The organism is Thermococcus celericrescens (assembly GCF_001484195.1).
Classification (GTDB): domain Archaea; phylum Methanobacteriota_B; class Thermococci; order Thermococcales; family Thermococcaceae; genus Thermococcus; species Thermococcus celericrescens.
The window spans coordinates 24,672-48,739 of record NZ_LLYW01000013.1 but is presented as its reverse complement, the minus strand read 5'-3'; the positions used below and the strand labels follow the sequence as shown (position 1 = coordinate 48,739).

General features: G+C 51.5%; 38 protein-coding genes and 1 tRNA gene. 5 read left to right on the top strand and 34 right to left on the bottom strand.

The features are described from left to right. Positions 1 to 66: 66 nt before the first annotated feature. On the top strand, positions 67 to 2,808 hold the full coding sequence (locus APY94_RS04180) for a DEAD/DEAH box helicase (protein WP_058938442.1): 2,742 nt from the start codon (positions 67 to 69) through the stop codon (positions 2,806 to 2,808). A 381-nt stretch (positions 2,809 to 3,189) separates the two neighbouring features. Here APY94_RS04180 and APY94_RS04175 read toward each other — a convergent pair whose 3' ends face one another. Then, positions 3,190 to 3,819, bottom strand: coding sequence for a YigZ family protein (locus APY94_RS04175; RefSeq protein ID WP_058938441.1), 630 nt, complete (start codon positions 3,817 to 3,819; stop codon positions 3,190 to 3,192). A gap of 3 nt (positions 3,820 to 3,822) precedes the next feature. Beyond that, entirely contained in the window at positions 3,823 to 4,269 is a 447-nt protein-coding gene (locus APY94_RS04170; RefSeq protein ID WP_058938440.1) for an HAD family hydrolase, read from the bottom strand. A 108-nt stretch (positions 4,270 to 4,377) separates the two neighbouring features. On the opposite strand from APY94_RS04170, the gene APY94_RS13620 reads away from it, so the two are divergent. From APY94_RS13620 to APY94_RS04160, 3 genes are all read left to right on the top strand, one after another. Then, positions 4,378 to 4,749: a hypothetical protein gene (locus APY94_RS13620; protein ID WP_245610409.1), complete on the top strand. Its 372-nt coding sequence runs from the start codon at positions 4,378 to 4,380 to the stop codon at positions 4,747 to 4,749. After that, complete coding sequence (locus APY94_RS13615; RefSeq protein WP_245610408.1) at positions 4,746 to 5,192, top strand: phosphatase PAP2 family protein; 447 nt, start codon at positions 4,746 to 4,748, stop codon at positions 5,190 to 5,192. Before APY94_RS13620 ends, APY94_RS13615 begins: the two co-directional genes overlap by 4 nt. Before the next feature lie 40 nt (positions 5,193 to 5,232). After that, positions 5,233 to 5,309, top strand: a tRNA-Thr gene (locus APY94_RS04160). A gap of 275 nt (positions 5,310 to 5,584) precedes the next feature. Here APY94_RS04160 and APY94_RS04155 read toward each other — a convergent pair. From APY94_RS04155 to APY94_RS04060, 24 genes are all read right to left on the bottom strand, one after another. Continuing rightward, complete coding sequence (locus tag APY94_RS04155; protein WP_058938439.1) at positions 5,585 to 5,938, bottom strand: hypothetical protein; 354 nt, start codon at positions 5,936 to 5,938, stop codon at positions 5,585 to 5,587. A gap of 208 nt (positions 5,939 to 6,146) precedes the next feature. Further along, positions 6,147 to 6,464: a hypothetical protein gene (locus tag APY94_RS04150; RefSeq protein ID WP_058938438.1), complete on the bottom strand. Its 318-nt coding sequence runs from the start codon at positions 6,462 to 6,464 to the stop codon at positions 6,147 to 6,149. A 12-nt stretch (positions 6,465 to 6,476) separates the two neighbouring features. Further along, positions 6,477 to 6,719 carry a hypothetical protein gene (locus APY94_RS04145; protein ID WP_058938437.1) on the bottom strand — a complete coding sequence of 81 codons (243 nt, stop codon included), beginning with the start codon at positions 6,717 to 6,719 and terminating at the stop codon, positions 6,477 to 6,479. Between the two features lie 7 nt (positions 6,720 to 6,726). After that, positions 6,727 to 7,254 carry a hypothetical protein gene (locus APY94_RS04140; protein ID WP_058938436.1) on the bottom strand — a complete coding sequence of 176 codons (528 nt, stop codon included), beginning with the start codon at positions 7,252 to 7,254 and terminating at the stop codon, positions 6,727 to 6,729. Then, positions 7,254 to 7,844 (bottom strand): TRM11 family methyltransferase, encoded by a 591-nt coding sequence (locus APY94_RS04135; RefSeq protein WP_058938435.1) that lies wholly within the window; start codon positions 7,842 to 7,844, stop codon positions 7,254 to 7,256. Before APY94_RS04135 ends, APY94_RS04140 begins: the two co-directional genes overlap by 1 nt. Continuing rightward, positions 7,844 to 8,014: a hypothetical protein gene (locus APY94_RS13160; RefSeq protein ID WP_157065467.1), complete on the bottom strand. Its 171-nt coding sequence runs from the start codon at positions 8,012 to 8,014 to the stop codon at positions 7,844 to 7,846. Before APY94_RS13160 ends, APY94_RS04135 begins: the two co-directional genes overlap by 1 nt. A gap of 46 nt (positions 8,015 to 8,060) precedes the next feature. Beyond that, entirely contained in the window at positions 8,061 to 8,333 is a 273-nt protein-coding gene (locus APY94_RS04130; protein WP_058938434.1) for a hypothetical protein, read from the bottom strand. A 91-nt stretch (positions 8,334 to 8,424) separates the two neighbouring features. Continuing rightward, the gene (locus APY94_RS04125; protein WP_058938433.1) at positions 8,425 to 8,610 is read right to left on the bottom strand and encodes a hypothetical protein; all 186 of its coding nucleotides are present in this window, start codon (positions 8,608 to 8,610) and stop codon (positions 8,425 to 8,427) included. Then, complete coding sequence (locus APY94_RS13155; RefSeq protein WP_157065466.1) at positions 8,607 to 8,783, bottom strand: hypothetical protein; 177 nt, start codon at positions 8,781 to 8,783, stop codon at positions 8,607 to 8,609. The genes APY94_RS04125 and APY94_RS13155 overlap by 4 nt, the downstream gene beginning before the upstream one ends. Positions 8,784 to 8,787: 4 nt before the next feature. After that, positions 8,788 to 8,976 (bottom strand): hypothetical protein, encoded by a 189-nt coding sequence (locus tag APY94_RS04120; protein ID WP_058938432.1) that lies wholly within the window; start codon positions 8,974 to 8,976, stop codon positions 8,788 to 8,790. Then, positions 8,973 to 9,218, bottom strand: coding sequence for a hypothetical protein (locus tag APY94_RS04115; RefSeq protein WP_058938431.1), 246 nt, complete (start codon positions 9,216 to 9,218; stop codon positions 8,973 to 8,975). The genes APY94_RS04120 and APY94_RS04115 overlap by 4 nt, the downstream gene beginning before the upstream one ends. Beyond that, positions 9,211 to 9,906 (bottom strand): hypothetical protein, encoded by a 696-nt coding sequence (locus APY94_RS04110; protein WP_157065465.1) that lies wholly within the window; start codon positions 9,904 to 9,906, stop codon positions 9,211 to 9,213. Before APY94_RS04110 ends, APY94_RS04115 begins: the two co-directional genes overlap by 8 nt. Next, complete coding sequence (locus tag APY94_RS04105; RefSeq protein WP_058938429.1) at positions 9,882 to 10,094, bottom strand: hypothetical protein; 213 nt, start codon at positions 10,092 to 10,094, stop codon at positions 9,882 to 9,884. The genes APY94_RS04110 and APY94_RS04105 overlap by 25 nt, the downstream gene beginning before the upstream one ends. Beyond that, positions 10,091 to 10,282, bottom strand: coding sequence for a hypothetical protein (locus APY94_RS04100; protein ID WP_058938428.1), 192 nt, complete (start codon positions 10,280 to 10,282; stop codon positions 10,091 to 10,093). Before APY94_RS04100 ends, APY94_RS04105 begins: the two co-directional genes overlap by 4 nt. Next, a complete protein-coding gene (locus tag APY94_RS13150; RefSeq protein WP_157065464.1) occupies positions 10,283 to 10,420 on the bottom strand; it encodes a hypothetical protein in 138 nt (45 codons plus the stop codon). 6 nt (positions 10,421 to 10,426) lie between these two features. Then, on the bottom strand, positions 10,427 to 10,609 hold the full coding sequence (locus tag APY94_RS04095) for a hypothetical protein (RefSeq protein WP_058938427.1): 183 nt from the start codon (positions 10,607 to 10,609) through the stop codon (positions 10,427 to 10,429). Positions 10,610 to 10,620: 11 nt separating this feature from the next. Further along, positions 10,621 to 12,717 (bottom strand): hypothetical protein, encoded by a 2,097-nt coding sequence (locus APY94_RS04090; protein ID WP_058938426.1) that lies wholly within the window; start codon positions 12,715 to 12,717, stop codon positions 10,621 to 10,623. A 15-nt stretch (positions 12,718 to 12,732) separates the two neighbouring features. Continuing rightward, positions 12,733 to 12,894, bottom strand: a complete 162-nt coding sequence (locus APY94_RS13145; protein ID WP_157065463.1) for a hypothetical protein — start codon at positions 12,892 to 12,894, stop codon at positions 12,733 to 12,735. A gap of 525 nt (positions 12,895 to 13,419) precedes the next feature. Then, positions 13,420 to 13,851, bottom strand: a complete 432-nt coding sequence (locus APY94_RS04085; RefSeq protein WP_058938425.1) for an AbrB/MazE/SpoVT family DNA-binding domain-containing protein — start codon at positions 13,849 to 13,851, stop codon at positions 13,420 to 13,422. Between the two features lie 120 nt (positions 13,852 to 13,971). After that, positions 13,972 to 14,718: a hypothetical protein gene (locus APY94_RS04080; RefSeq protein ID WP_058938424.1), complete on the bottom strand. Its 747-nt coding sequence runs from the start codon at positions 14,716 to 14,718 to the stop codon at positions 13,972 to 13,974. 218 nt (positions 14,719 to 14,936) lie between these two features. After that, complete coding sequence (locus tag APY94_RS04075; RefSeq protein WP_058938423.1) at positions 14,937 to 15,404, bottom strand: hypothetical protein; 468 nt, start codon at positions 15,402 to 15,404, stop codon at positions 14,937 to 14,939. A gap of 10 nt (positions 15,405 to 15,414) precedes the next feature. Further along, entirely contained in the window at positions 15,415 to 15,852 is a 438-nt protein-coding gene (locus APY94_RS04070; protein WP_058938422.1) for a hypothetical protein, read from the bottom strand. Continuing rightward, positions 15,849 to 16,229: a hypothetical protein gene (locus APY94_RS04065; protein ID WP_058938421.1), complete on the bottom strand. Its 381-nt coding sequence runs from the start codon at positions 16,227 to 16,229 to the stop codon at positions 15,849 to 15,851. The genes APY94_RS04070 and APY94_RS04065 overlap by 4 nt, the downstream gene beginning before the upstream one ends. 325 nt (positions 16,230 to 16,554) lie before the next feature. Beyond that, the gene (locus APY94_RS04060) at positions 16,555 to 17,715 is read right to left on the bottom strand and encodes a hypothetical protein (RefSeq protein ID WP_058938420.1); all 1,161 of its coding nucleotides are present in this window, start codon (positions 17,713 to 17,715) and stop codon (positions 16,555 to 16,557) included. Positions 17,716 to 17,851: 136 nt separating this feature from the next. On the opposite strand from APY94_RS04060, the gene APY94_RS04055 reads away from it, so the two are divergent. Then, positions 17,852 to 18,655 carry a hypothetical protein gene (locus tag APY94_RS04055; RefSeq protein WP_058938419.1) on the top strand — a complete coding sequence of 268 codons (804 nt, stop codon included), beginning with the start codon at positions 17,852 to 17,854 and terminating at the stop codon, positions 18,653 to 18,655. A 167-nt stretch (positions 18,656 to 18,822) separates the two neighbouring features. Here APY94_RS04055 and APY94_RS04050 read toward each other — a convergent pair whose 3' ends face one another. The 8 genes from APY94_RS04050 to APY94_RS04015 form a co-directional block, all read right to left on the bottom strand. Then, complete coding sequence (locus tag APY94_RS04050) at positions 18,823 to 19,308, bottom strand: hypothetical protein (protein WP_058938418.1); 486 nt, start codon at positions 19,306 to 19,308, stop codon at positions 18,823 to 18,825. Next, positions 19,305 to 19,505 carry a hypothetical protein gene (locus tag APY94_RS04045; protein WP_058938417.1) on the bottom strand — a complete coding sequence of 67 codons (201 nt, stop codon included), beginning with the start codon at positions 19,503 to 19,505 and terminating at the stop codon, positions 19,305 to 19,307. The genes APY94_RS04050 and APY94_RS04045 overlap by 4 nt, the downstream gene beginning before the upstream one ends. Positions 19,506 to 19,571: 66 nt before the next feature. After that, positions 19,572 to 19,940, bottom strand: coding sequence for a hypothetical protein (locus APY94_RS04040; RefSeq protein WP_058938416.1), 369 nt, complete (start codon positions 19,938 to 19,940; stop codon positions 19,572 to 19,574). Then, positions 19,937 to 20,719, bottom strand: a complete 783-nt coding sequence (locus tag APY94_RS04035; protein ID WP_058938415.1) for a hypothetical protein — start codon at positions 20,717 to 20,719, stop codon at positions 19,937 to 19,939. Before APY94_RS04035 ends, APY94_RS04040 begins: the two co-directional genes overlap by 4 nt. Before the next feature lie 11 nt (positions 20,720 to 20,730). Further along, complete coding sequence (locus tag APY94_RS04030) at positions 20,731 to 22,161, bottom strand: hypothetical protein (RefSeq protein WP_058938414.1); 1,431 nt, start codon at positions 22,159 to 22,161, stop codon at positions 20,731 to 20,733. 125 nt (positions 22,162 to 22,286) lie between these two features. After that, on the bottom strand, positions 22,287 to 23,108 hold the full coding sequence (locus APY94_RS04025) for a hypothetical protein (protein WP_083500612.1): 822 nt from the start codon (positions 23,106 to 23,108) through the stop codon (positions 22,287 to 22,289). Next, positions 23,105 to 23,569, bottom strand: a complete 465-nt coding sequence (locus APY94_RS04020) for a hypothetical protein (protein WP_058938413.1) — start codon at positions 23,567 to 23,569, stop codon at positions 23,105 to 23,107. The genes APY94_RS04025 and APY94_RS04020 overlap by 4 nt, the downstream gene beginning before the upstream one ends. Continuing rightward, positions 23,569 to 24,057 (bottom strand): hypothetical protein, encoded by a 489-nt coding sequence (locus APY94_RS04015; protein WP_058938412.1) that lies wholly within the window; start codon positions 24,055 to 24,057, stop codon positions 23,569 to 23,571. The genes APY94_RS04020 and APY94_RS04015 overlap by 1 nt, the downstream gene beginning before the upstream one ends. Between the last annotated feature and the right edge of the window lie 11 nt (positions 24,058 to 24,068).

The window sequence follows — 24,068 nt, the reverse complement described above, 5'->3', positions numbered from 1 at the left end:
GGAAAGCTTTGCCCGCTCTACGGAGGGTGCCGCTACTTTTTTAGCCGTTCTTTCCAATTTACCCCCATGTCCCTCTTCGAGACGCTCAAGCCCCTCAAGTCCGAGATAGCGAGGGTTCACGTTTTTCCTCCAAAGGAAGGCGAGTTCGGCGATTTTCGGTTCAACAACCCCGAGGTAAACACCCTCCTCGAAGAACTCGGCTTTACCCTCTACCGTCATCAGGTCGAGGCCCTCGAGAGGCTTTACTCCGGGGAGAACATCGTCGTCACGACGCCAACGGCCAGCGGCAAGAGCGAGATATTCCGATTGGCCATCTTCGATTCCTATCTATCCAACCCCCGCGCGACCTACCTGCTCATATACCCCACGAGGGCCCTCATAAACAACCAGCTCGAAAAGTTTTCCATCCAGAACCTCGTCTTTTACCACCTCACCGGAAAGCACGTGAGCGCGAGGATCCTGACGGGCGATGTTCCGTGGGAGGAGAGGAGGGAGCTCCTCCGCGAGAAGCCGAGGGTTATCTTCACGACCCCGGACATGCTCCACTACAACATCCTGCGCCGCTGGAGGGACTACGAGTGGCTCCTCAGAAACCTCCGCTACCTGGTCGTTGACGAGCTTCACGTTTACAGGGGCGTCTTCGGGAGCAACGCGGCCTACCTCTTCCGCCGCCTCGACTTCAGGCTAAGGAGACTCGGAGCAAAGCCCCAAACCATAGCGCTCTCGGCAACGCTTAGGAACCCGAAGGAGTTCGCGGAGAAGCTCTTCCGGAAGAACTTCGAGGCGGTAAACGGTGCCACGAATCCATTTCCCCGGAGATATCTGGTCCTCTTCGAGCCGAGGAACCTCGACGAGAGGCAGCTCATAAGGAGTGCTATCGAGAGGTTCGTCGGTGAGAAAATCAAGACGCTGGTCTTCTTCGACAGCAGAAGGGGAACCGAAAAGCTCCTCCGCTTCCTCCTCGGCTCGCCGGTATTTCACAAAACGAGTACCTACAAGGGAACCCTGCCCAAGAACGTCCGCTGGGAGATAGAGCGGGACTTCAAGGAGGGCAAACTGCTCGTCCTGCTCACAACCAACGCCCTTGAGCTCGGCATAGACATCGGCGACCTTGATGCAGTCATCAACTACGGCATCCCTCCGGACGGGCTTTTCTCCCTCATCCAGCGCTTCGGCAGGGCCGGAAGGAGCGCCGACAGGGAGGCCCTCAACGCCATAGTCCTCAGAAAGAACGGTCTCGACTACTACTACCGAGAGCACTTCGACGAGCTCGTTGAGAGGCTGGAGCGGGGAATAATCGAGTACATGCCGGTAAACCTCGAGAACGAGCGCATAGCCGAGAAGCACCTTCACTACCTCCTCACCGAGCTGGGAATAATCGACTGGGACGAGCTTGACGAGTTCGAGAGGAAGATAGCCGAAAGGCTCGTCATCGAACGGAAGGCTGACCTGAAGAAAAATCCGCTCACTGGCAAGCTCGAGATTCGCCTGAGGAAGCCGGCCTTCAGCTACTCCTCTCTGAGGACGGCGAGTGATGAGACGTTCTTCCTCGTCAAGGACGAGCCCTGGATAAGGGGCAAGCTGATGGAGAAATCCTCGCTCAGGGAGTTGCTCAACTTCATCAACTGGCTCAAGCTCAAGGGCTACATCATCGAGGAGGTCGATTCCGACGAGTACCACCGCTCGCTCCTGCCGGGGATGGCCTACTTCTCGAGGGGAGAGCTCTACATGGCCAGGGACAGACTCGCCCTCGGAAAGTTCCACTTCGTCTTCGCGAGGGGACTTAACCGCTTCTGGGACGTGGAAACCTTCGTGGCCAAGAGTGAGGAGGTCGAGATACTTGAGAGCCGGGACGAGAAAACCTACAGGGGAGTGGAGATTCATCTCGGCCGGCTGATGGTCAGGCACGTCTACACCGGATTCGCCGTCAAAGGGGCAGACACTGGGAACTACGTCGGTGAGCTGGTCAGGCTGAAGGAGGACTGCATCCTGCGTGGCGAGATACACTCCCCGATGACCGGCGAGAGGATCGAGGCCGAGGAGGACTTCTCGATCCTCAACTGGGAGAAGTTCGCGAAGGTGGAGTTCGAGGAACCCTACGTCCGGGAGTTTGAGACGGAGGGAATATGGCTAGTCTTTCCGGACTCAATAAGGGAAGTCACGAGCGAGGAGTTCGGGGAGTTCTTCGATGTGGCTGCCGAGAAGGGCTTTGAAGACCTTGCCTTCACCCTCTACGGCAACCTCGACAGGAGGAAGCTCTTCCCGCTCTACCTCGGGACGACCACACACGTCATAAAGAAGAGCATCGGCGATGCCCTCCAGGGGCTTGGAATCAGCGATGAAGAGCTGACCTTTGCGATAAAGAAGATGATCGACAGCAAGGACGGAATCGGCTCGGCGCTTCACGCGATAGAGCACAACATGATAAAAATCGCCCCCATCTTTACCTACGTGGATTCGAGGGAGCTCGGGGGCTACAGCTACGCGAGCTTCCCGGGCTTACCCCACGCTGGAAGGCCGGTCGTGTTCATCTACGACGGCAACGAGGGGGGAGCGGGCCTCGCACCGATAATCTACGAGAACGCTGCGAGGCTGATGGAGAAAAGCCTTGAGCACCTTCGTTCCTGTTCCTGCCAGGACGGCTGCCCCGTCTGCACGCTCTCCCCGAAGTGCGGCACCTTCAACGAGTTCTTAGACAAATGGGCCGCGATAAGGGTTTGGGAGAGGGTTCTGGAAGGGTCTCCTTCCGGGAGCAGGGATGACATTTTTCTTCCGAAAGCCTCGCCCTTTAGGGCGGGGATGCAGTAATCAACAATCCCGCCTTTAATTAGTCGAAACCCTTTTAAACTCTGTAAGGTAGTAAGGCCTCGGAGGGGCCACTCAAAAGAACCCGGTGAGAGGGGGTTTCAGCGTGTCCTCCCGTCCTCGGGAGGAAGACGCCGTTAGGCGTCCTTTCAAAAGACCGCCTTTGAGCGGTTAGGGCTGATTGGTGGCCGTTGGGACGATAACCCCGATCTGGTTTTGCCGGTAGGGGTAATGGGCGTGAGACCGGGCCTTCGGGCTGAACCGAAACTCGCGAGAGGAGTAGGTGAATGAGTGCCCGAAAACCTTCCCGCCATTGGCGAGGGGTTAACTCGTTGGAACCCTCGCCCCTCACGGCGGGAAGGAGGTCAGATGGGATGTAAAAACTCAAAGACTCCCCTCGAAGGAGCTCATGAAGAGCCTCCTCAGCCGAACCCTTCCCCTCGTCCTCTCCGTCAAAAGCTCCATCAGCTTCTCCGCCTCTCCTTTCCTCGTTTCAACGGTGAACGTCACCAGCTCGCCGTAGTCCTCCTTAACAACCCCTCCTCCAGCCTTTTCAACGGTTTCCCTGACAGTGTGAAAGAGGCTATAGGGGAAGGTGACCTGGAAGCGCTCCGTCTCGTACACCTCAATGATACCCGCGTTTTCGATGGCCAAACTTGCCGTATCGCTGTATGCTTTGACCAAACCGCCGTAGCCGAGCTTTATGCCGCCGAAGTAGCGGGTAACAACGACGACAACGTTGCTCAGCCCCCTGTTCTGGATAACCTTGAGCACGGGCTTTCCCGCCGAACCCTTCGGCTCGCCGTCGTCATCGTAGCGAACGGCGAAGTTCTTTCCATCATTGATGAGGTATGCGGAAACGTTGTGAGTGGCGTCGCTGTGGTGGGCTTTGATTTTTGCGATGAACTCCCTCGCTTCATCCTCCGTCTCCGCGGGTGATGCGTAGCCTATGAAGACCGACTTCTTGATCACCAGCTCCGCTGTTCCGATACCCTTCAGCGTTCTGTAGTCCATAACTCACCCTCTGAGCGTTGCTATGAGCTTTCTCTCGTCGAGGAGCATGCCTATGGCGTCCTTAACGTCCCTCACCACTACGTCGCTGGCGAGGAGGGCGTCGGTTGTCGCTCCCTCCGGCCCTATTATGCAGAAGGCCAACTCCGCGCTCTCAAGCATGGCCACATCGTTGTTTCCGTTGCCTACCGCTATGTAGGGTTCGTAGCCCCTCGCGATTTCCGCCTTTTCAGCACCGCTCGAAACCCTCTCGATCCTCACAGGAAGACCTTTGAACTCCTCCTCCAGTGTTCCAAAGGTGTCCGCGCTCAGAACGACGACCGTGTATTTTTCCGCGAGCCTCTCTAGGAGGTGTTTAACTTCGTCATCGATCCTTCCGCCCTCCGCCAGGGTGCCGTTCAGGTCAAAAAGTACCGCATTTATCTCCAGGTTCCCGTAGTTCGGAATCTCCATGCCCTTTCACCATCACAGGTTGGGGTGTAAGGTTTTTAAGGCTTGGAGTCAAACCTGCAGTGTTCAAGAAGGCGAAGTTAAAGGCTTGACTACTTGGGGGTAGAAGTTATGAACATGCTCCAGCGGCGCCTTGAAGATCCGGAGGTGTTAGTAAGGCTGAACGCGTTCTTCCTCAGCTACTTTGGATGGGTTGCCTTCGGCGTTCTGTACGGCGTCATCGGGCGCTGGAGTGTGGACTTAACGCCACAGTTTCTCAGACTCCCCCTCACATCGAGGGATCTGATCGTTGGCCTGGTGGAGTTCACCAAGGGTGTGCCGCCCCTCCACGCACTCTTTACTGTCGTGTACTATCTCGGCTTCGCCGGTTCCATAGCCCTTATCGTTGCTTACCTCCTGCTGTATCTGAGGGATCTAGAGGCGTCCGACCGGCTGCTTGCCCGGTATCTGATGGCGTATGCGTCGCGGGCTCGGTATACCTGATAGCCCACATCTACGCTCCGCATATAGTCTACAACCTGCCCGGCTACACCTCCAACAATACCCTCCTGACGAGGCAGGAATTCGTCCTCCCCTCCCTTCACAACACGTTCATAATGATAAACATAATCACCCTGTGGAAATACCGGAAGCGCCTCGGCGGAAAGGTCCTGATACTCACGAACAGCCTTATACCGTTCGCAACGGTGTTCCTGGGGCACCACTGGATCTACGATGTCATTGCCGGCTTCCTCCTTGGTATTGCCGTGTCAAAGACCTCCTGGGAATGGAGCGCAAGGATATCCGAGGTCATATACCGGTGGGAGGTTTCCTCGCTCCAGAGGGTCACCGTCTTAAACTTCCTCCTCGCGGTCATAGTCCTGATAGTGGCGGCCGATCCCGCCAGGGCCCTGGCCATCTTCGGGGGGCTCCTTGGTGGTCCCTGAGAAAAGCTTATAAACTCCCCGCTGGTCTTTAACATCGGGTGCCGGGGTAGCCTAGCTCGGCAGGGCGGCGGACTCGTAATCCGCAGGTCGCGGGTTCAAATCCCGCTCCCGGCTCCACAACCGTCCTTCCCTTCTAAAAGCCACGCTTTTGGTCGAAAGCCGCTGTAAAATGGCGTCTTCTATGTAACGGCTCCTATTATAAGTGGCTTTATCGAGCATTTCGATGACCTGCGGACTAAGTGTGATGTGAATTGGTATACGTGCTCTTTTCGGCTTCCTCTTGACCATTTCAAGGCCCTCCTCCGCCCAATATTGTGTGGCCACACGTGGCCACATGTGGCTACACTGAGGTAATACCTGCGGACTGGATATAGCCATTGCGGTCATGATAATCACCAGAGTTCCTCGGCTTTTCCAATCTTGAAGAGCCAGAGCTTCGAGAGATACTCTAACCTATCACAGAACTTCTTGGAGAGGATGTACGTGTTGTAAGCCCCACGACCAATGAGGCCAAGGGCCTCCATGCGTTTCATGACGCGGAAGTAGAGGTAATGCTTCTCTGGAGGGAAGAGCTCTCTGTACTCTTCCCAACCCATGCGTTTGTTCTTTTTGATGTACTCTACAATCTGTTCGGCCATTTTGCGGGCTTCTTCACTTTCAAAGATCACGTCAAAAATGTCTCCCGGCTGTTCATAAGTGGGGAGTTTCAGGGTCACGACATCAGGCAGGCGCCTTTTCCTCGGCATACTTACACCACCTCAGTTATTAACTGCGAGGGAATTCACATTATTCTTCAAGTTGTGGTGAGCGAGTTGGGGGAGAATACTGCACCGTGGTGCAAGTATTCTGGATTTGTGCCGTTTCACCTTGTGGTCACACGGGAAAGTTTTTGGAAAGAATGATAATAACGCGGTGCTGTTATTATCGCTGTTAACATACGTATGAAAGTTAACGCTAAGCACCCTGTTTCACCTCGTACCGGTAAATACTCTTTCCTGGAGGAACAAGAAGTGGGTCGAAACCCTTCAGCTTTGAGTACGGTGCTGGAAGCTCTGAAATTGCGAGCTCAAGCCAACCGCGCTCATACGAATACTCAATGTCAACAACATAGATTTTGCTCCCGAACTGCATCCACGCAACAATGTACGTCTCCCGAGTCTCATAGCTGTAAGTGTAAGTAACGTCGAGGGCTCTTTTCCTGATAAAGCTCGGAAGGCGCCGCTTTTTCCAGTTCCTGACAACAGCATTTTTGAAACCCTCAAACTCATTCATCGCCCCGTCACCTCACACCCGCCCAATTGGTTCGTCCCGACCCTCAACGAAAACCGGGCCGTGGACGAACATGCCACTTTCATCGTAGAGTTTCTTCTGCATCTTCCTCACAAATTCGAGGAGTTCATCATCGCTGAGGCCCTCTGGAGCGTCAAAGTAAAACTCGTCGTATGTTACTGGCACTTCTATCTCGCCGAAAGGTCTCAAGACGTCGGTTCTGGCTCCAGTCTCAATCACTATTACCACCCTCACCATCACCCCATCACCTCCCCAAGACGCCCTCCATTATCCTCCTCAGCTCGGTAAAGTCCTCAGCCACCTGGACGCTCTCAAGCGGTATCACAGCGTACAAGTCCTCCGCCGAGGTCCCCTCGTACTTCCGCTCCAAGTCAGCCCAAACATCGTCAACTTTGAACACTGCAAACTTCTCACCGGCCCAAATGAAGTAAAACAAAGGCACGCTGAAGCGCCTTGAGAGCCTCTTTAGCCTGAGGAACTGGTAGCCGTTCACTTCAATCATGCCATTCTCCCATGCACGCTGAGCAACCCGCCAGCTCTTCCGCTTCAACTCGAAGGCTGCAACAGGCTCTCTCGACTCCTTGTCAAAAGCTATGGAATCCACATCATAGAGGGCAAACCCACCAGGGAACAGGTACTCGATCAAGTCACTGAAGAGGTACCTGTTCTCCATGTCGAGGAGAGAGCGGCGCATATAATCAAAGAACGGTTTGTAAATGGGCTTTCCGGCGTCGGCGGAAAGCCTGACCATCTCGGCCCGAGCTGCAGCCATCAGACCACCTCCACATAATCGTCGTAGATCGTCCTCACGTGAAAGTGCCTACGTAGAATCTTCTTCCAGTCGAAATCCCTGCCAGAATCCCTGAAAGCATGAACAACGACTCGCCTTCCTTGCTCAAGCTCATAGCGAATGAGCCTCACTACATAAGTAACTGTGACCCACTCCCTACCCATGAGATTGCGCTCGTTGAAGCTGAACATACTCTTCAACTGAGAGCCGCTGATGCCGAAGTCCCTCACGAGTGAAATCGGTGCGGACCCATCGACGCGGGCCGGGTTCGGCGGGTCCGTGAAGAGGACATCATGCTCAAAGCGTTTGACAGCATGCATTGCATCAACGCGCCAATACAGCGCGAAATTCTGAACTTCTGAGAGTTGCGGGCGAAGGTACTCACTCCAATCCTCTATATCCGAGCCGACAACAAACCTTGCACCGGCCCGGGCAGCGGCATAGACGAGCGTGCCAGTGCCGGCAAAGGGGTCCAGCACAACCTGTCCGTCCAAGCCTGCCAGCTCCGCCGCCCGCAGTGCATCTCTCAGCGAGGTCTGTTGGGGGTGGAGACGATAGAGAGCCGCAACCATCACTCGTCACCCCCAAGGAGGACCTCCATGACTTCCCGCATGATGTCCTTGCGGTAGGTTCTCTGAAACGCCTGAACGCGCTTCTTCAAGCCCTGCGCCGCCGCGAGGATTTTTCTGCGCTCCTGCCGCTCCCTTTCAGAGTAGAGTTCCAGAGCCGTCTGGAAGCTCATACTCTCACCCCCCGGTGCCAGGTCACCTTCCAGGTCCAGTTCGCCCTCAAGGCGCCCACGTGATGACGTGCGTCCGGCTCGAGGGGAACGCGACAGGAGGAAGGCCAACCTCCTCCCGGACCATATTCCACATCTCCTCAGGGCCAGGAACATACGGGTCGGCCGGGCGCCGCAGGTAGTGCAACTCCACGTCCCCGCGAATGCTGAGCACGTCGCTGCAGTTCGCCGGATCCTCGCACTCCATGCTGAGCTTCCACGAGCGCGCCCACGGCGTGAGGTAGATGTGGTGCAGGCCCCTGCCGGGGCGAACCTCGAGCATGTAGTAGTCGAACCAGCCGTCGAAGTCCAGCTAGCCTCGGGGTGCTCGAGGAGTAGGTGGGCGGTGAGAGGGGAGAATTCCTGACGGAGAATCATGAGCGGCCCCCCGTCCTGGTCGAAGAATTTTCGACCTGGTCGTCTGCGATGCCAATCCACTCGACATCATAGTGCTCCTCGAGGTACCTCAACTCCTCAGGACTTTCCACTCTTCTCGTGCCTATCAGAGAATATGGCTCTCCCTCATGCCCCTTCTTCCAGAGCTGGACTATTACGCTCATGCCCTCACCTCCTCTAACAGTTTGATGATGTCGTCAATGTTCTTCTCAGAGATGATGACGCCCTTGTTTTCGAGTGCATAGTCCGTTGCCTTCAAGACGTTGTCAAACTCCGTCAACTCCGCAATGTTTCCTGCCGGCGTGTACGTCGTCAAAACAAACCATCTCTTTTTCATGCCCTCACCTCCTCAGCGCCTCCGCAGCGATGCGGATCTTCTCCTCAGCGTCCTTCCAGTTCTCGGCCTCGACCTTGAGCTCGAAGGAGTCCTCAACCATGTCAACGTAGCTCATGCCATACTCCTCTATCGCATCGTCCTCATCCATCCATTCCCCATCTATCTTCACAAAGGTGAATGAGTACTCACTCATGCCCTCACCTCCCTTCTTTCAATCCTCTTCAGCAGGTCCTCCAATGCATCCGCGTAGCCAGACCAGTAGGCCGCGTTCTCCTTCTCGCCGCGAGCAGAGAGGGAGAACGCCGTGTCCCTGGCAATCTGGAGCTCGCGCTCGACGTACTCAAGCAGGGTCGGCACTTCCACGGGCTGCTCTAAGGCAACATCCAGCTTGCGCTTCTCCGAAGCGACCCAACTCCAGAAGTCCGCCTCACTCATGGCTTTCGCCTCCCGTCAGGCTTACAAGGTACTCGTCAACCTTCTCAACAGCCTCACCGAGAGAAACAAGAAGCCTAATGCCCTCGTCCTCCATCCTCAGCACTCCCCTCTCTTGAAGGAACCTGAAGAACCACTGTAGTGACCTGAGCGCGTAGTGATAGAAATTGTACGCGACCTCGTTTGGCAGAGGATCCCTAATATGATTAAAGAGGGCCCGTGAAAGCTGAGTTGTTGTAAGCAACATTACGTTGAGGCGCTTCGCGTCATTCCATCCGACTATTACCCCTCCCTCTTCCTTGTCCAGCCTGCCCCTACGAAAAGCCGCCTTAGTGAATTCTTCAACCCTATTCAGGATCGTGACAGGCGGCACGTTCGAGGTTGGAATCAGGTAAACGACATCAACTGGCTGATCGAAGACCTTCGGAAGCCAAGACGGGTAATCTGGCATCCTCGGCACGGCGGAACGGAACTTGACAAGGCCGTGGGCGGCAAACTCCACAATGTACCTCTTGACCTGGTCTGGATACACTGCCCTCCTCAGCACCATCATCTCAAGGAACCACTCCGGGAGCGGCACTTGGGCAAGCTCTTCGGGCAAGAGCTGGCCCCACTCCATGATTTCGCCGACGACAGCACCATAGAGGTCAAAAATCCTTGGCCTGCTCATCCCTCCTCCCTCCTCAACCATACGCGGAACAGCTTGTAGCTCGACTCGACCGAGCGAACAACGAAACCATCACTTTGCAGAGATTCAACCGCCTTCAGGAAGCCCTGGAAATCCTCCCACGAGGCTGGCGTTGTGAGGCTCAGCACCACGGCACCGGGCACCTCGGAAGGCTTGGTAATGCTGACCTTTTCGGGCAAAACTTCAGTCATGCGCTAACCCTCCCGTAGTACCTCCTAACTGAAAAAGTCGAGAACGGAAAACTCTGCTTGACCATGAAGCGGGCTTTTTCTTCCGCTTCCTGTCGAGTCCGAGCGAGGATTACGATTTTCCTGGCGGTTTTCCCGCTGATAGTCACCAGCCAGGGCTTTACCACCGGAGGACGACCACGCTTCCCCATTCACAATCCCCCCGTGACCTGAAGGAAGAACAACTCCTCCTCAAGATCGTCGAGCAACTCCATGGCCAGCCAGCGCTCTTCCTCGTCCGGACTCTCCAGCATCTCCAACAACTCCTCCAAATAGCCAGGCTCAGACATCGGCCTTCACCTCCTCCGCTTCATGGCAACGTAAACCGTCCCATCCACCACGCAGAACCACGTGGCGGAATTCTCCAGCACCGGCACGCCTGCCATCCTGGCAATCCTCTCCACGTCACCCCTAGACTGGACTTCCACCCTGGCCCGAAACTCCCGCGGGAACGCGGGACCAACAACCACAGCCCTCATTCCGAACCACCTCATGCGCGCGATTCGCCCAAATAAACGATGTTAAACCCCTCAGCAACCGCCTTCTTCCGGTCCAGAACCAGCTTATCGCCCGCCTCGAAGACCACGCCCTTAGTCTTTAGAACGTCCAGAGCCGTCCTAAGGATAGTCTCAGGAATCCTCGTCTGCTCAGCCAGCTCCTCAAAGGACAGCGGTTGCATCGCCAGAACGTTCACGACCTCGTCCAGAACGCTGAAAACCTCGGCCCCATACTCCTCCCGCTCCATCGGCGCGACCTGGTCAAGGAAGTCCTGGAGAGGAACAACGGCGACGCGGTAAGAACGTCCATGTAGTTTCTTGAAAGTGTATGTCCAATCCATGAGTCTGGAAAGGTCTTGGAAGCTGTAGATGTCGAGGTCCTTCTTGTCAGCCTTCAAAGCATCGAGGAGGCTCCTGAAGATGATAACCTCGCCGTCCCTGAGATAGAAATACTCGCTGTAATTCGCCCGGAGAACGTACTCAACGCGCTCGCGGATGTAGTCAGCCCTGTCCTCGAAGCTCTTCTTGACGTTCTTGAGGTAAAGCTCGTTGAAGTGCCTCCTAAGCCACGTCGTCACGTACTCAACCTTCTCGGCCTCAAGCTCCTCGATGAAGTTCTCCTCAAGGCTTGCCTCCCTGAGCCACTGAGGAACAGGCAGACCTGCGTAGGAGTACACTGCCCTAACAAGAAGCTCCGCCAGATCAATCCAGTGGTTGTCGAGGAGCTTAGGGTCAGCCTTCACGAGGTTGAAAACAAACCTGCCGATTGCCGAGAGGACGCCCATCTTTGGCACAATCTCGCGCTCAAACCTCCCCTGAGCCTCCTTCGGAATCTTGTCCACCTTCGTGAACTCGACGGTGAGAAAACGCCTCCTAATGGCCTCGTTCCGAGGAGCACTCATATTGGCCGTGAAAACGAACGTGGCCAGCGAGGGGTAGATTTTGATTGAGCCCTTGTAGCTCTTGAAGCGGAAGAGGTACTGCTCCGGAGCGTTCTTGAGCAAGTTGAACAGGTTGTCGTCCTCGTCGCCCCTGTTGAGGGAGCGGAAGAGGTTGGCCGCCTCGTTCAGAATGAGGACACTCGCCCTTGAGGCAATCAGCTCACTGAGAGTGTAGAGGCTCCATGAAGCACCTGAGGAGGTGAACGGAGAGGACCACATCTCCGCGATGACCCTTCCAACGCTGTGGGTCTTGCCGGTTTGAGACTCTCCTATTAATAATAAGTAAGGAATCCAGCGCCGCTTCTCGTTGTAGACCTTGTATGCGTAGCCAAGGCCACCCACGAGCGCCCATTTAATGGCCCTGCCGAACTTGTAGGGCCAGCTCTCGCGCCACGAGGTTTTGTTCACAGTCCTTGATATCTCGTCGAGCAAAAGGAGAGCCTCTTTGACTTCCTCGGGTGAGGGCATGCTCGTGGCGAAGTCATACGCCTCAAGCTGGCCTGTATTGGGGTTCCAGTAGATGCCAGGAGCCATTGGGCGGTCTTCGACACGGAGGGCGTTGAGGTAGCGGGCGAGGGTTAGAATCGTGTCAATAGCCTCCTTTGCTAGAGGCTCGCTGGAGAACAGGCCACCGATTTCCTTCAGCCTGTCAAGGAGCTCCACCGCCAAAACAGGCTCAAGCTCCTGAATTACCGGGCCCTTCCAGCTGTTGAGTGCGACAGTCCACTGGTAGAGGATTGGCGGGCTCCTTCCGAGTTCCCTCGCGGCGAGTTCGAGAGTGAAGTCTCTGAAGGCCCGTATCTCAATGGGCACGAGGTTAAGGATTGTCTGCTCGTGGATTGGAACTTCCTCAACAACAGGCTCACCCGTGGCCTCGTCCTTTACAGGCTTGCCCTCCTCGTCCACGACCTTTCTCCTAATGATTCTGTGGAGGATCACACGGGGCCTGTGATAGTCGAGAATCCAATAGTATCTTCCTCTGCGCTTGAAGATGACGGTGTAGAAGTCAATGTAGTCGAGCGGGTAGCCCCTGAACTCGGCTGGAAGGTAGTTCTCGTCCTCTAAGGTTCTGGCTTCCTTGAGCAGTTCCTGGAAGGCCATGAGGAGCGGTGAGGTTTCGATGTAGATTCTGACTTCCTCCTGGTCCATGAGTCTTCGCCTCGGTTAGGTTTTTATCTCGGGCAGAACGTGGGAGAGAAGTTCCCGCAGGGTTTCGTCTTCCGTCACTTTCCGGCCTTTCTCCATGAAGAGCTTCCCGCGGTAGCGCTGGAAGAGCTGGTACGTGTCTTCACGAACCGCAATACTCTTGTATCCCTCGCGAGGCATTGCGACCACCGTACGTTATCTAAGTACAGTACTTAATTTTAGTACAAACTATAAAAGCTTTTTGTGGTTATTCTTGACTAACATTATACAAAATTGAGAACTCATTAAGGAAGGGCCACATAAGGTTACACCAAGATGTATGTGACCCCATGTGACCCTTGTGACCAGGGCTTATTTTCCTTCTTTTGGCGAAAAAAGCGATTTAAACCCCACTTTAAGGTCACAAGGTCACACGCCAGAAAAACACCCCCCCTTATTATTTTGTTTTTTGAGGATTTTTGCTTTGAAATTGAACATATGTTCAAAATTAGGTTAATCTAACCAAGAAAAAACACATATAGGGTGTTTTTAGGGACAAAAATCATGTGACCTAAACTCCTCTATGATTCTTTCTTTTTTGAAATAAAGGAAAATAAGGGTAGGGTCACATAGGTCACACGAGGTCACATTGGGTCACATGCGGATTATGTGACCTTTTCGACAACTTTGGTTAGTAATTAAATTAAGAAGTCAAAAAATAAGCACTCACACTTTGAAGTCAAACTGGATAGTGTTCCTTTCATCCTCTTCGGAGATGATGGCATATCCTTTTTTCAAGAGGTCTTGTACATATTTCTCGAATACAATCCTTCCTTTTAGAACCTCTTCTGGTTTAAAGAACTGGACTAAAAGAATTTCCAGGACATCTTTTTTGATTTTTATATCCATTTTTCTAATGAGTTCTGCTGGAATGACTCCTTGGCCAGTGATATTTAGTTTAATTATCACTACTGCCCTTTTCGTTGGCTTCTTGGTCTGTTGGTCGAGTTTGCGGACGATTAGTTCGAGGTAGTCGCCTTCTTCGATGCCGAAGACTCGGCGGGTTTCTTTGGGAATGGTGATTCGGCCTTTGGTGGTGGGTTGGGCGTGAAATTTCGCTAGTGGTTCGATGATTTTAGTATTATCCTGTTCGGCCATGATGTGGGCCTCCTGTCTTAACAGTGTCCTAAAGTATGTGTTTGTTATTTATTAAATTACTCACTTAGGGAAATGTTTGCTTGGCTTAGACTAGGAGATGGAAGGTTTAAACTTTTTCCACTAAAGGAGCTGGAGGTTTCCTTTGATTTGGGACTCCATTGTTGCCAGGTATTTGTCCCAAATTTTATCCTGTGTATCTTGTGGGAGGTCTCTTAGGACTTTATCCAGGGCTTTACCATTTAGATCATCGAGTTTTCTGATTAGTGTCATCACTTGCAGTAGGTGTTTGTAGTCTTGGGGTTCTACATACAACGAGTGAAGGTGGGAGCATTCCTTTTTCTGGTCTTTGCAGTAGTATTTTTTGGCCATTACGATGAAGTAGAGGCTGTTTCCGAGGCATTGTATTTCCATGAGGTAGAAGATGTATTTGCCTCCAGAGGTTCCGTCGGGGTTTTGTGCTATTCCTAAGAGCTCGGCGCGGGCTATTTGCTCTGAGATTAGGGTGATGTAGTCTTCGTAGGGTTCGTCAAATTCCCATTCGATTAATTGTCTTAGGTGGTCCACGATGTCAATGGTGTATCTTTTGGACTTGGAGATTTGGGCCCATACTTCGAATATTTTCCTCATGGTTTCACCCCATTCCCTTAGCTTTCTGAACCTAATTGCGAGGCTGTCGCTGTTTCTGTGGTAGTATATCCTGTCTAAGACCAGCCCACCTTTCCAGGCCGTGTTTTCTATCTCTCTGAATTCTTGGCCGGAAAGGCCTCCGTGGATGTGGATCTCTATGCCTCTGTCCCGAACTCCTACATGCCCTTTGGTAGAGACTATATGGGAGATTATATCTTGAACATCTCGTATAGAATACATAGTGTCACCTCAACCCAAAGTAATACTTTTGAGGTTAATAAGATTTTGGGCTCACTATCCTCATCATCAGCAGAATAATCTCGCCAAAGGTTCGATGATTTTAGCCTGGTTCTCGGGCATTGAAGGGCCTCCGTGGTAGTATTAGCGAATAGCTAATTTGGAAATTGCCCGGAAAGTATTAAAACATTTTGCGGGTTGTAGGAGGGAGTGTGAGAAATCTAGACGGGAGGCAACTTCCCTTTTTCGGATAGGTTGTTGATGGCTTTGTCTAATAGGGGGATGTATCTCTCGATTTTAGCGACTCTTTTTTCAGCGTTTTCTAACCGTTTAGTGCTTATGGGCAAGTCGAGTTGGTAGTCGGAGTCTGTCCTGTCCTTTTTGAGTTGGTCTAAGTTGGTTATCAGGTCTGTTAAATCTCTTATAATATAGTCTTCGACTTTGAGAGTTTTCAGTGTTATTACGATTTTTGCCAGATACGTTCCGAGTGCACTATGTACCGAGCCTTTGGTGAGTTTTTCTTTGGTTTTTTGTCTTTTATCGTACTTGAGTATTATTTCATCCCTAAGATGGAGGAAGATGTAGTAATAGTATCGGCTGATTTGGGTTCGGATTTTTGCTTCAGCATATAGTCCAGGGTTGAAGTTGTCCAAGCGGGTTGCTAATTCTCGGAAGTCCTGCGCTTTCATTTCGGCTCCCTTAGGGGTATTCTAAAACTATCTGAGTGAGGAGAGCACTTGGATCATCATGCTTGGTTAGGAGTTCGTATTTCAGTTGGGAGATTATTTTGAGTATGGTGTTTTCTTCTCTTGTACTTAGCGAATGTGAATACTTGAGAACTATTGTGGGGGTTGTGCTATTCTCAGGGTCGACTTCTAGGATAATTTTTTGGGGTATGTATCTTGTTGGGAGTCTCTCAAGTAAGTGGAGTGTTGTTATAAAAGTGCTATATTGAACGTTCTCTGGTAATTGTAGGAATTCCTTACTGATACTAGCTTGGAGCGAAGCCTCTAGCGGTTTAATACCAATGTATATTATGTTCATGATAGCGTTTTTTATTTTCTCGAATGGGTTGGAGTATGTGATCGGTGGGAAAAATATGCCATTTTGATGTATGACTGTTTCAGGTGTTGTCATTGAGTGCCCTCCTTTTGACAGGTTTTATCTATTTCTTCAAGGATTTTAGCGATTTCTTTTAGCCGCTTTCCAACGTCAATCTTTTCTTCGGGAGGTAGGTTGTTTAAGTTTTGGAGTTTATTGGAGATTGTTATCATCTCAAACATGGCTACTGCAAGTTTTTTGATAATCTCTGGATCAGTGTCCTCTATGCGATTTCTCAATTCATCCCAATCAAAGAGTTTTGTTAGGTCTATTTGATCGGGCTTCTTGCCATAAATTTGTTCAGAGAGCTTTTCAAGCTCACCATATGAGATTAACATTTCTCCAGTATTTTTGAGAAAGTTTAAGAAAGTCTGATCGTACTTCTCTTGTAGCTCTTTCGAAGGGCCTTCCATCTGTGCACACCAATTATTATGGGATACACTTTTATTAAATGTTTTATGTGTCCATAAGAGTCCACTAATGGATTTATGTGGCCCTCTTCCACACTCACGTGAAACTTCGCCAGTGGCTCGATGATCCTGTCGCTAGGTTCGCCCGCCATGTTGCCCGCCCCTGTCACCATGATTGTTATGATGTTCTTTATTTAATTAAATAAAGATTGCGAAAAATTCTCTGCTGAGGGAATTTCTCGAGGTGCTGGTTTCAGTGATTTTTCAGTTTGTTGAGTGATATTGCCAGGAAATGTGAGATAATGGATAAAGAAAAGGAGTAAGGATTTCACTTGACGTAGAGCATTAGGACCAAGTCGTCTAGAGACGGTGCGACTTCGATGTGGTATTTTGAGTATTTTGCTAGATCATTTCCGACTCCTGAGCCAGAAAGCAGGGCGATCAGCATTCCTGTCGCGAATTCTTTGTGGAATGGCTTGCTGTAAAAGAAGTCTCCAAAGGTATATGTGTATCTGTAGACCTTAGCCTGGTAGTCGTACTGAAGATTGGGGTCGTGTTTGTAGTTATATCCCTGTTGTTTCATTGCTTGGCCAAACAGCGCGTTCATGTCCTCCTGGAGTTTTTGGAGGTTCTGTGCTGTTAGGTACATCCCGCTCTTGTGGAATTGAGAGTCCCACTCTGCCCTTTCTTTGATTGGGATGTATCGTTTTTCGACCATGATTTCGCCCGTCGGCTGTTTCTTGATCCGGTACATGATAACATCGCGGATTTCGAAGTGCCCATGCATTGCTGCGAGTCTTTCATACTGTGTAAACGGTAGGGGGAATGGGTATGGCCAGAGTGTGGTGTAATTGATGTCCTCATAGTAGAAGCCCGCTTCCACGTCGAATTTGGTCTCGTTTTCAATCGCATAGAAGATGTAAGCCTCATCGAAGATATTCAGGAAGAATCCAGTATATAAGAGTGCAATGTCAGCTCTGGAACCTCCTTTGCTTTCTAGGGTCTCGAGTGGAGCTTTGATATCATAATAATGCCCGATTTCCATACTTCTGTTTTCTTTAACATCGTCTATTGCGACGGTTACCGTGCCGTAGCTCAGTGCATAGTACACTTTCTCACTTGGTGTTGTTGCTTGGGGAGCTATGGTGGACTGAAGCATTTGACCCAATTGCTGTAGTGTGCTAGGAGTTAGGGCACAATAAATGGCTTTCTCGAAATCTTCCCTCCAGTTGTTGCAGCTTTCAGGTTTTGGAACTGTTTGCCATGTGGTTTCATCTTTGTCTACCTGTGTCAATGTAGTGCTTGTAGTATCCGTCATTTGAGTTGAAGTTGGAGAGGTGCTCGTAGCCGTTGGAGCCTTGCTATCCTCTTCCGGCCCGACTGTTTTAGTAACTGTAATGGTTTTGGTCCCCCCACTACCGATGCACCCGCTGATTATTGAGGCCAGGAGCACTATCGCAAGGCTTAGCGCTAGGGCCTTCCTCCGCATGGCATCACCACTAATAGTATGAAAGAAGGATAAAAAGCCTTTGGTGTATTTGTCTCTGGCGCGAGTACCGCAATGCTCTTATACATGCTCGTAATATGGGTATTGCATTGTCAAAAAGAGCGGAGGAGGGCCCTGGATGAGTGATGAGATACCTAGTTTGAAGAAGGTTGCTGAGCCGAGGTCGTTGAAGCCCCCTTCTGGAATTAGAGTGAGTAAGCGCCGCGTCAGGACGTGGGGAGTGCTATTGGCATGGTTTATGATAGGATTGGTCCTCTTCGGGGTTGGAATGGCATATTGGAAGGATTATTCTCCTGGTCCGAGCAAGAGTTATTATTTCACGGTTCTTCCCAAGGACATGAGGGAATTACAGTGGGAAACAAGCGGTGAATCCTACCTCGTGATAAATGGAACTGTGCAGGGGGGCAACAATGACATCCGTGTGTTTGTCGTGGATGCAGGCACGGGGCAAACGGTTAAGGATTATGGGAGGCTCATAGGCCAGTTTAGCATTGAATTCAAGCCCCCCCGCGAGGGTAAGTACATCATAAAGTTTGACAACTCTTTCAGCACGCTTATCTCCAAGAAAGTGGCAGTGGTTGCTCAGGTTTACACTCCGGACGTCAACTGGTGGGCCCTTGAAATGGCTTTTGTGGGCATAATCATTGCGGTGCTCATGATAGTTCTTATGATAATCGGAAACGCGCCGATATTGACGATAGACGACGGAGAGGCTGTCTATGAGTTTCAACCGTGGTATTGGGGCAAATTGAAGATAAGAGTCAATGGCATAGAGGTGCCCGAGAGGGTAGATAAGCATGCGGCCTTCAAGATTGGCCCTAATGATGAGCACACGCTCGAGATTGAGCGGAAGTTCTCCTGGACGTGGACCTGGCAGTGGATCTTTAAGGTCGATGGTCGCGAGGTCGGTCGGTTGCCGTGAGGAAACCTTTATATATTTGTTGGGTTTATCTATAGGCGAGCCCGTGAGAATGATCGGGCGATGAGCCGCATGAGCATGAAGTCCCGTTGGGGACGGAGTTGGCGGGCCCTTTGAGTGGTGGCCCTGGCAGATCCTCATGAAGCCGGGGACGCACCGTGAGAAGGGCGTCACAATATTCCTCTTTTACGAAGTTCTTTTTTGAGAGCGTTAGGATTTGGGTTCTTTTCATGGATCTCTCTGCTTATGTATGCAATGTTGTCGGTGAGAAGAACCACGTGGCGGAATTCCCACCTTCCCTTAGCAACACTCTCTTTGAAGACGTTTTTCCGGCTCTTATACTCTTTGAGCTTTTTGAGAACGGCATCATCCACTATGAGGACTCTAATCTCCTTATCCAGGTTCATTATTTCATCTTTGATCTCGTTGAAGAAGGGTGTCACGATAACTCGTTTGAGGAGTGGCTTAATGCTATCAAACCTTTTTGGGAATTTCGCGATGTAGTTCCTCTTTTCTTGTTTTCTAAGTTCTGCAATGTGCTTAAGCCAACCTCCACGTTTTCTGAGTTCACCGAGATTATTATAATCTATCTCAACGAGGGCATAGATTGTTCTTTTCTCTCTGCTCCTGTCCACGGAGATCACGAGTGTCTTCATTCCATCACCAGCCAGCTCGGCCTCTTCTCCTCTGGAATCAGCTCGGCCAGCTCTCTAATCTCTTCTGGAGTGAGGATGTAAACTTCCTCTGGAAGTTTGGCTTTGGAGGGAATGTAGATAAGCCTCTGCTCGACGTTATAGATTTTGCCCCTCTTTTTCTGTCTCTTGATTTGCTTGCGGACCTGAACCTTGAGCATTTTCTCCACCGTTATACTGTAGAAGGCTTTACCTTATAAAGTTTTCTACGGTAGAAAAGGAAGAAGTTAAGGTTTAGACCTTAGCACTCCCGGAAACATATCCTCGTTCTCTTCGATGATTCTTTTCAAAAGCACTACAGCCTCGCGGATGTTCTCCTTGACGTCGGGCTGGAACGAGTACTCCTCCGCTGTCTTCAGTCTCCGGAGCACGAGGAGCATCAGCGCCGAGTTAGTTCTGTCGGTGATGGAGATGTAACGGCGCTTTCCACTGCTCTTCTTTTGCTTCTTCTCTTCAACGGCTACCGCTTCATCTTGAGGGAGCTCTTCTTGAACTTCAACGGTTTCCTGCTGTTCAATTATTTCCTTGAAGAGATCCTTTGCAAGGACCTTCTGTCCGTCCTGTGGAGGGGTGGTTGGTTCAGCTACCTCACTCATATGTTGAATTCCTCCCAAATGTCTTTCTCTCCTCTGCTAAGGATGATTTCTCCACCTTCGGCCACCTTGAAGCGCTCTTCTTTCTTCTTCTGGTTCTTGGTCTTCTCGATGAGCTGGTAGCTCTTGACGAACGGGTTAATGTCCAGAGCCGTGTTCACGAGCGAACCGGTCTTCTTGAGCACGTTATCAATCAGGGCCTCGAGCGTCTGGCTCTTCTGGTAGATTGCATAGAAGGCTGCTATTTGCTCCTCGCTCAGTTCTGGAGGCATTGCAAAGTCGCCCCACACCGTGCTCATTATCCTAGAGGTCTCCACGATTATCGTTGTATCCATGGCAGAGAGTGGGGCGAACTGTGGGAAGGTCCAGAGGAGCTTCTGTTGTGGCCCTCTACCAAGAACCCTAGCAAGGGACAGAAACACTTCATCAAGCCAGCTTGGCGGCCTTGGAGTGTAGGCAATCACGAGCATGTTGTTGGGAGCTATCGCAACGCCCTGGACGTAGCCAAGGGTTACGATCTCTTTCACCATGCTGTCGCCGCTTTTGAATTTGTAGTAAACCTTCAGAACTTGGTGGTGAGTTCTCACAAACTTTAGGGACCGGACGGCCTGTTTCTGCCTCCAGTCCTGGAGGACTGGCTTTTCCTCGTGCATCAACTTCTGTTCGGTCTGTTCGGCCCGCTCAAGGACCTTCTCTTGGAGCCCGCTTTGGGGTTCGATATAATAATTCCTCCTTGGAAGGCCATCTTCTCTTTTCTTTTTCCTCCTCAACCACTCGAGCACCTCAACTCACCTCACAGGGTTTGTGAAGGGCGGAAATGGATCCGCTCGGTGAAGAACTTGTTATAAATGAAATACCCGCGCCCGCGGTACTTCCTCTTCAATTCCTCAACTTCCGAGGGCGAAGAAGCAACGATACGCTCAAAGCTGACGTCAAAATCAGGAACGACCTTTTTCAGGAGCGTGTAATCGTCAGCTGAAGCGAGAGTCCCGAGAATGGCGATGTGGCTGGCTCCGTATATGAGTTCAGATGGGAGGGAGTGCAAGTACTGTGTGGCGGCGAGAAAGTTCACCTGGTTGGAACGGCCTTCTCTGAAGAGCTTGGCGGCCATTGCCTTGCCCCACCGGGAGCGGAGGTAATTCTGGATCTCATCGCCAGCGATGAAGACGGCCGTCTCCTTCTCCTGGACGTATTCGTTCAAAACCCACTCTACGACTTTCTTGAAGATGATGTTCTTTGCGCTCTCGGTCAGGTCGGAGTTCTGGCTAAAGTCAATCACGTTGATTTTCGTGTTGTCCAACTGCTCGAAGAGGTCCTTGCCACTCGTTTTTAGCCAACGAACCTTTTTGAGGCTCTTAGCAACGTTGTAAACGCCCCATAAGCTCGTGGGTGGCTTCTTGTTCTCCACCTCGAGAAACTCAAGCATTTCATCGTAAATCCTCTTGGCTTCAAAGACCAGCTCGTCAGGATCCCTGGCTTTTTCCTCGTCCCACGCGGACTTGATTATCTGCGCGTAAATGGTGTTGGGGTTGATGTTGACTACCTTGGCCACGTCCTCGAAGTCCAGGCGCTCGTACTTGAGGAAGGTCGCAATGACCTCGGTTTCTGGCCCCGAGTCAAGGGCAATGTGATGCGGGTTCCGCGTCGGGTTGAAGACAAACCTGCGAATCGGGAAAGCTTGAGGCTTTATCCCGAACAGGCTAAAGAGGGTGTGCTGTTTGTCGTACTTCAACCAGCCGAGGATATTTTCCCACCCGAGTGCAAAGTCGCCCATTAGGCCGAGCTGGCCCTCATAGGCAGGAAGTTCAAGCATCTGGATGTAAAGCTTAAGCTCGGTAACTTGGTCCATTCTGGCCCTAAGCCAGCCTTCTCCGCGCTCCCTTAAGAGCTGATAAAAGGTCCGCTTGACCAACTGTGCTTTTGCCCTGTCATACTTCCTCTCAAACACGATGATGAGAGGGGGTTCTTGATTTCGACCCCACCTAGTGTTCAGCCAGAGCTCTTGTAGGAATGCTTTCATTGTCGTGGACTTCTGGAACCCTGAAGGGCCAAGGAAGAGCACATGGTTCGCGTCGTCCTCATTTATGCCCAACCACCTGTCAAGGGTGTTTTTGCCGGTGTAGGGGTTGAAGATGCTTGAGACGCCTCGCCCTAGGTAAATCTCGTTTAGGCGTCCTTTAGTCACGGGTTCCCATGAGGCTGGATTGTTGCTAACATACTCCACGCTAACCCCTCCATTTCTTTACTGAAAATAAAATAACCCCTTTCACACACATAATGTTTTTACACGATTCCTTCCCTGCCGTCGGCCTTTTCCCCTCAAAACTCCCGCCTCCTCCTGTGTTATAGCTATGTTAACTCCCAACTCCTCTTTTTCCTGTACAGGCCGTATCCAATCAGCCCCACGACCACTAGGGCAAACACTATGCTCTTCAGCAGCACGGAGCCGATGAGCTTCTCCTTCTTCGCTTTCTCGACGTAGTCTTGCTCGCTCCCCTGTGCAGTCTCTTTCAGCAGGCTCTGAATCATCTTGCGGTATTCCTCGTTCTGCTGCTCGAGAAAGTCAGCCTTCGCCTTGACGGCGTTGTACTTGTTCGTCATGTTCGCCAGCTCGGCCTTTAGGGCGCGGTTCTCCTTTGTGAGGTTCACGAGCTTCGCGTTCAGCTCGGCGGTGTTGGGCTGGTTCTTCAGCTTGTTCTTCAGGTCGGAGACCTGTTGCTTGAGTTGCTTGTTCTCAGTCTGAAGGCTCTGAACCTGCTTCGAGAGCTTTTCATTCTCGCTCTTGAGCTGCGCGTTCTCCTGCTTCAGCCCGTCAATCTGCTTCTGATAGTCCTCTGTCGCATTGAATGTCACGGCAAAGGGCTTTTCGCTCGAGATGTCAATTACGCCGTAGCCGTTGAACTCGTTGAAGCTGATGCTCAGCCCTTCAAACTCGCCGTCCTCACCGGCTTTGAGCAGGCCGAGAATACTGCCATCATCTCTGACGATGAGGGCGAGTTCCTTAGTTGCGTTGTCCTGGTCGACTGTGATGGTGAGGTCCTCAATGTAGATGCTCTGCCTGACCTCGAGGCTCCCGCTCCACTTGTAGAATGATGCCGCCGAAGCTGACCCGAAGCCTATTATCATATATAATATAACAGGAACTAGTAACTTCATACCTCTGAAGCTCATGCTTCATTCACCTCTTTCACTACAATCGTCAGCTGTTCAGGGCTTTGGATTGTGATTTCCACCATGTAGACAGTCGTTCCGACAAAGTACTCCTTTCCAAGAATCGTGACGTTGCCGACAGTGATGTTCATTGGCTCCCAATAAACTCCGCTCGGCGTTATGAAGAAGAATTTGCCTTTTGTGAAGTCATAATCTGGCCGGATCGTGAAGTTCAGCTCTTTAATGACTAATTCTTCCCCTACTTGGACCTGTTCGGTGTACGTGTACAATGTTGGAGTTGAGGTGGGGCTGTTTGTCTCGTTTGATGTTGTAGTGTTGTTTCCTGGCAGGGGCAGGGTGTAAGTTTCGTTGTTGAAGTCTATGATGAGAGCGCCCCCGTCCTGCCTAATGCAGCCGGCCGAAGCCATTATTCCTGAAATCAACACTAGAACCATGAGAAAGTTCCAAATTCTCATGACCATCACCCCAAGAGGCCCTTCATCTTGACCGTTCCGGTTTTGCGATTGACGTAAGCGAAGCCTGTGAATATCTTGCTCCCGCCAGTGTGGAGGTAGACTTCAAAGACCCAATAGCGGTTCCCGTTCTCCTCTTTTTCCGCCAGAGACTTCTTCTCGGGCTCAAGATGGTAGCTGGAGTCGTATTCTTTCAGCTTCTTGTTGTAGCTCGCAAGGTAGTTCCTCGCGATCTCGTACGCCTGCTCCGCGGTGATTGGGTAGTCCTCGACATAAGCGCCCTGGACGATTGTTAAGTGCCCGTCGGCCCACAGAATCGTGTTGTTGGTGAAGATGTAGCCGCTCTCGGGGTAACCGAGTTCATAGAGTCTCTCTTTGAGCTCGTCGTGCTCGGCAAATGTCGAATAGCCGAATCCGAGCAAAAAAATTAGACTAACTATCGCAAACAGGCGTAGAATCACTCTGGAAAATGAAGGGGAGGAGCGGTGGGCGTACATTTCAGCCCACC

Coding starts and splice junctions, on each gene's coding strand:
- APY94_RS04020 (WP_058938413.1), bottom strand. CDS start 23,569: ATGGTCATGAGAATTTGGAACTTTCTCATGGTTCTAGTGTTGATTTCA.
- APY94_RS04095 (WP_058938427.1), bottom strand. CDS start 10,609: ATGAGGGCTGTGGTTGTTGGTCCCGCGTTCCCGCGGGAGTTTCGGGCC.
- APY94_RS04060 (WP_058938420.1), bottom strand. CDS start 17,715: ATGCGGAGGAAGGCCCTAGCGCTAAGCCTTGCGATAGTGCTCCTGGCC.
- APY94_RS04120 (WP_058938432.1), bottom strand. CDS start 8,976: ATGAGTGAGTACTCATTCACCTTTGTGAAGATAGATGGGGAATGGATG.
- APY94_RS04050 (WP_058938418.1), bottom strand. CDS start 19,308: ATGAAGACACTCGTGATCTCCGTGGACAGGAGCAGAGAGAAAAGAACA.
- APY94_RS04080 (WP_058938424.1), bottom strand. CDS start 14,718: ATGTATTCTATACGAGATGTTCAAGATATAATCTCCCATATAGTCTCT.
- APY94_RS04075 (WP_058938423.1), bottom strand. CDS start 15,404: ATGAAAGCGCAGGACTTCCGAGAATTAGCAACCCGCTTGGACAACTTC.
- APY94_RS04150 (WP_058938438.1), bottom strand. CDS start 6,464: ATGAATGAGTTTGAGGGTTTCAAAAATGCTGTTGTCAGGAACTGGAAA.
- APY94_RS04180 (WP_058938442.1), top strand. CDS start 67: ATGTCCCTCTTCGAGACGCTCAAGCCCCTCAAGTCCGAGATAGCGAGG.
- APY94_RS04105 (WP_058938429.1), bottom strand. CDS start 10,094: ATGACTGAAGTTTTGCCCGAAAAGGTCAGCATTACCAAGCCTTCCGAG.
- APY94_RS04135 (WP_058938435.1), bottom strand. CDS start 7,844: ATGGTTGCGGCTCTCTATCGTCTCCACCCCCAACAGACCTCGCTGAGA.
- APY94_RS04125 (WP_058938433.1), bottom strand. CDS start 8,610: ATGAGCGTAATAGTCCAGCTCTGGAAGAAGGGGCATGAGGGAGAGCCA.
- APY94_RS04115 (WP_058938431.1), bottom strand. CDS start 9,218: ATGAGTGAGGCGGACTTCTGGAGTTGGGTCGCTTCGGAGAAGCGCAAG.
- APY94_RS13155 (WP_157065466.1), bottom strand. CDS start 8,783: ATGAAAAAGAGATGGTTTGTTTTGACGACGTACACGCCGGCAGGAAAC.
- APY94_RS04055 (WP_058938419.1), top strand. CDS start 17,852: ATGAGTGATGAGATACCTAGTTTGAAGAAGGTTGCTGAGCCGAGGTCG.
- APY94_RS04040 (WP_058938416.1), bottom strand. CDS start 19,940: ATGAGTGAGGTAGCTGAACCAACCACCCCTCCACAGGACGGACAGAAG.
- APY94_RS04130 (WP_058938434.1), bottom strand. CDS start 8,333: ATGCTCGAGGTTCGCCCCGGCAGGGGCCTGCACCACATCTACCTCACG.
- APY94_RS04025 (WP_083500612.1), bottom strand. CDS start 23,108: ATGAGCTTCAGAGGTATGAAGTTACTAGTTCCTGTTATATTATATATG.
- APY94_RS04090 (WP_058938426.1), bottom strand. CDS start 12,717: ATGGACCAGGAGGAAGTCAGAATCTACATCGAAACCTCACCGCTCCTC.
- APY94_RS04175 (WP_058938441.1), bottom strand. CDS start 3,819: ATGGACTACAGAACGCTGAAGGGTATCGGAACAGCGGAGCTGGTGATC.
- APY94_RS13160 (WP_157065467.1), bottom strand. CDS start 8,014: ATGAGCTTCCAGACGGCTCTGGAACTCTACTCTGAAAGGGAGCGGCAG.
- APY94_RS13150 (WP_157065464.1), bottom strand. CDS start 10,420: ATGTCTGAGCCTGGCTATTTGGAGGAGTTGTTGGAGATGCTGGAGAGT.
- APY94_RS04070 (WP_058938422.1), bottom strand. CDS start 15,852: ATGACAACACCTGAAACAGTCATACATCAAAATGGCATATTTTTCCCA.
- APY94_RS04065 (WP_058938421.1), bottom strand. CDS start 16,229: ATGGAAGGCCCTTCGAAAGAGCTACAAGAGAAGTACGATCAGACTTTC.
- APY94_RS04085 (WP_058938425.1), bottom strand. CDS start 13,851: ATGGCCGAACAGGATAATACTAAAATCATCGAACCACTAGCGAAATTT.
- APY94_RS04145 (WP_058938437.1), bottom strand. CDS start 6,719: ATGGTGAGGGTGGTAATAGTGATTGAGACTGGAGCCAGAACCGACGTC.
- APY94_RS04100 (WP_058938428.1), bottom strand. CDS start 10,282: ATGGGGAAGCGTGGTCGTCCTCCGGTGGTAAAGCCCTGGCTGGTGACT.
- APY94_RS04045 (WP_058938417.1), bottom strand. CDS start 19,505: ATGCTCAAGGTTCAGGTCCGCAAGCAAATCAAGAGACAGAAAAAGAGG.
- APY94_RS04155 (WP_058938439.1), bottom strand. CDS start 5,938: ATGCCGAGGAAAAGGCGCCTGCCTGATGTCGTGACCCTGAAACTCCCC.
- APY94_RS13145 (WP_157065463.1), bottom strand. CDS start 12,894: ATGCCTCGCGAGGGATACAAGAGTATTGCGGTTCGTGAAGACACGTAC.
- APY94_RS04170 (WP_058938440.1), bottom strand. CDS start 4,269: ATGGAGATTCCGAACTACGGGAACCTGGAGATAAATGCGGTACTTTTT.
- APY94_RS13620 (WP_245610409.1), top strand. CDS start 4,378: ATGAACATGCTCCAGCGGCGCCTTGAAGATCCGGAGGTGTTAGTAAGG.
- APY94_RS04015 (WP_058938412.1), bottom strand. CDS start 24,057: ATGTACGCCCACCGCTCCTCCCCTTCATTTTCCAGAGTGATTCTACGC.
- APY94_RS04110 (WP_157065465.1), bottom strand. CDS start 9,906: ATGGTTGAGGAGGGAGGAGGGATGAGCAGGCCAAGGATTTTTGACCTC.
- APY94_RS04140 (WP_058938436.1), bottom strand. CDS start 7,254: ATGGCTGCAGCTCGGGCCGAGATGGTCAGGCTTTCCGCCGACGCCGGA.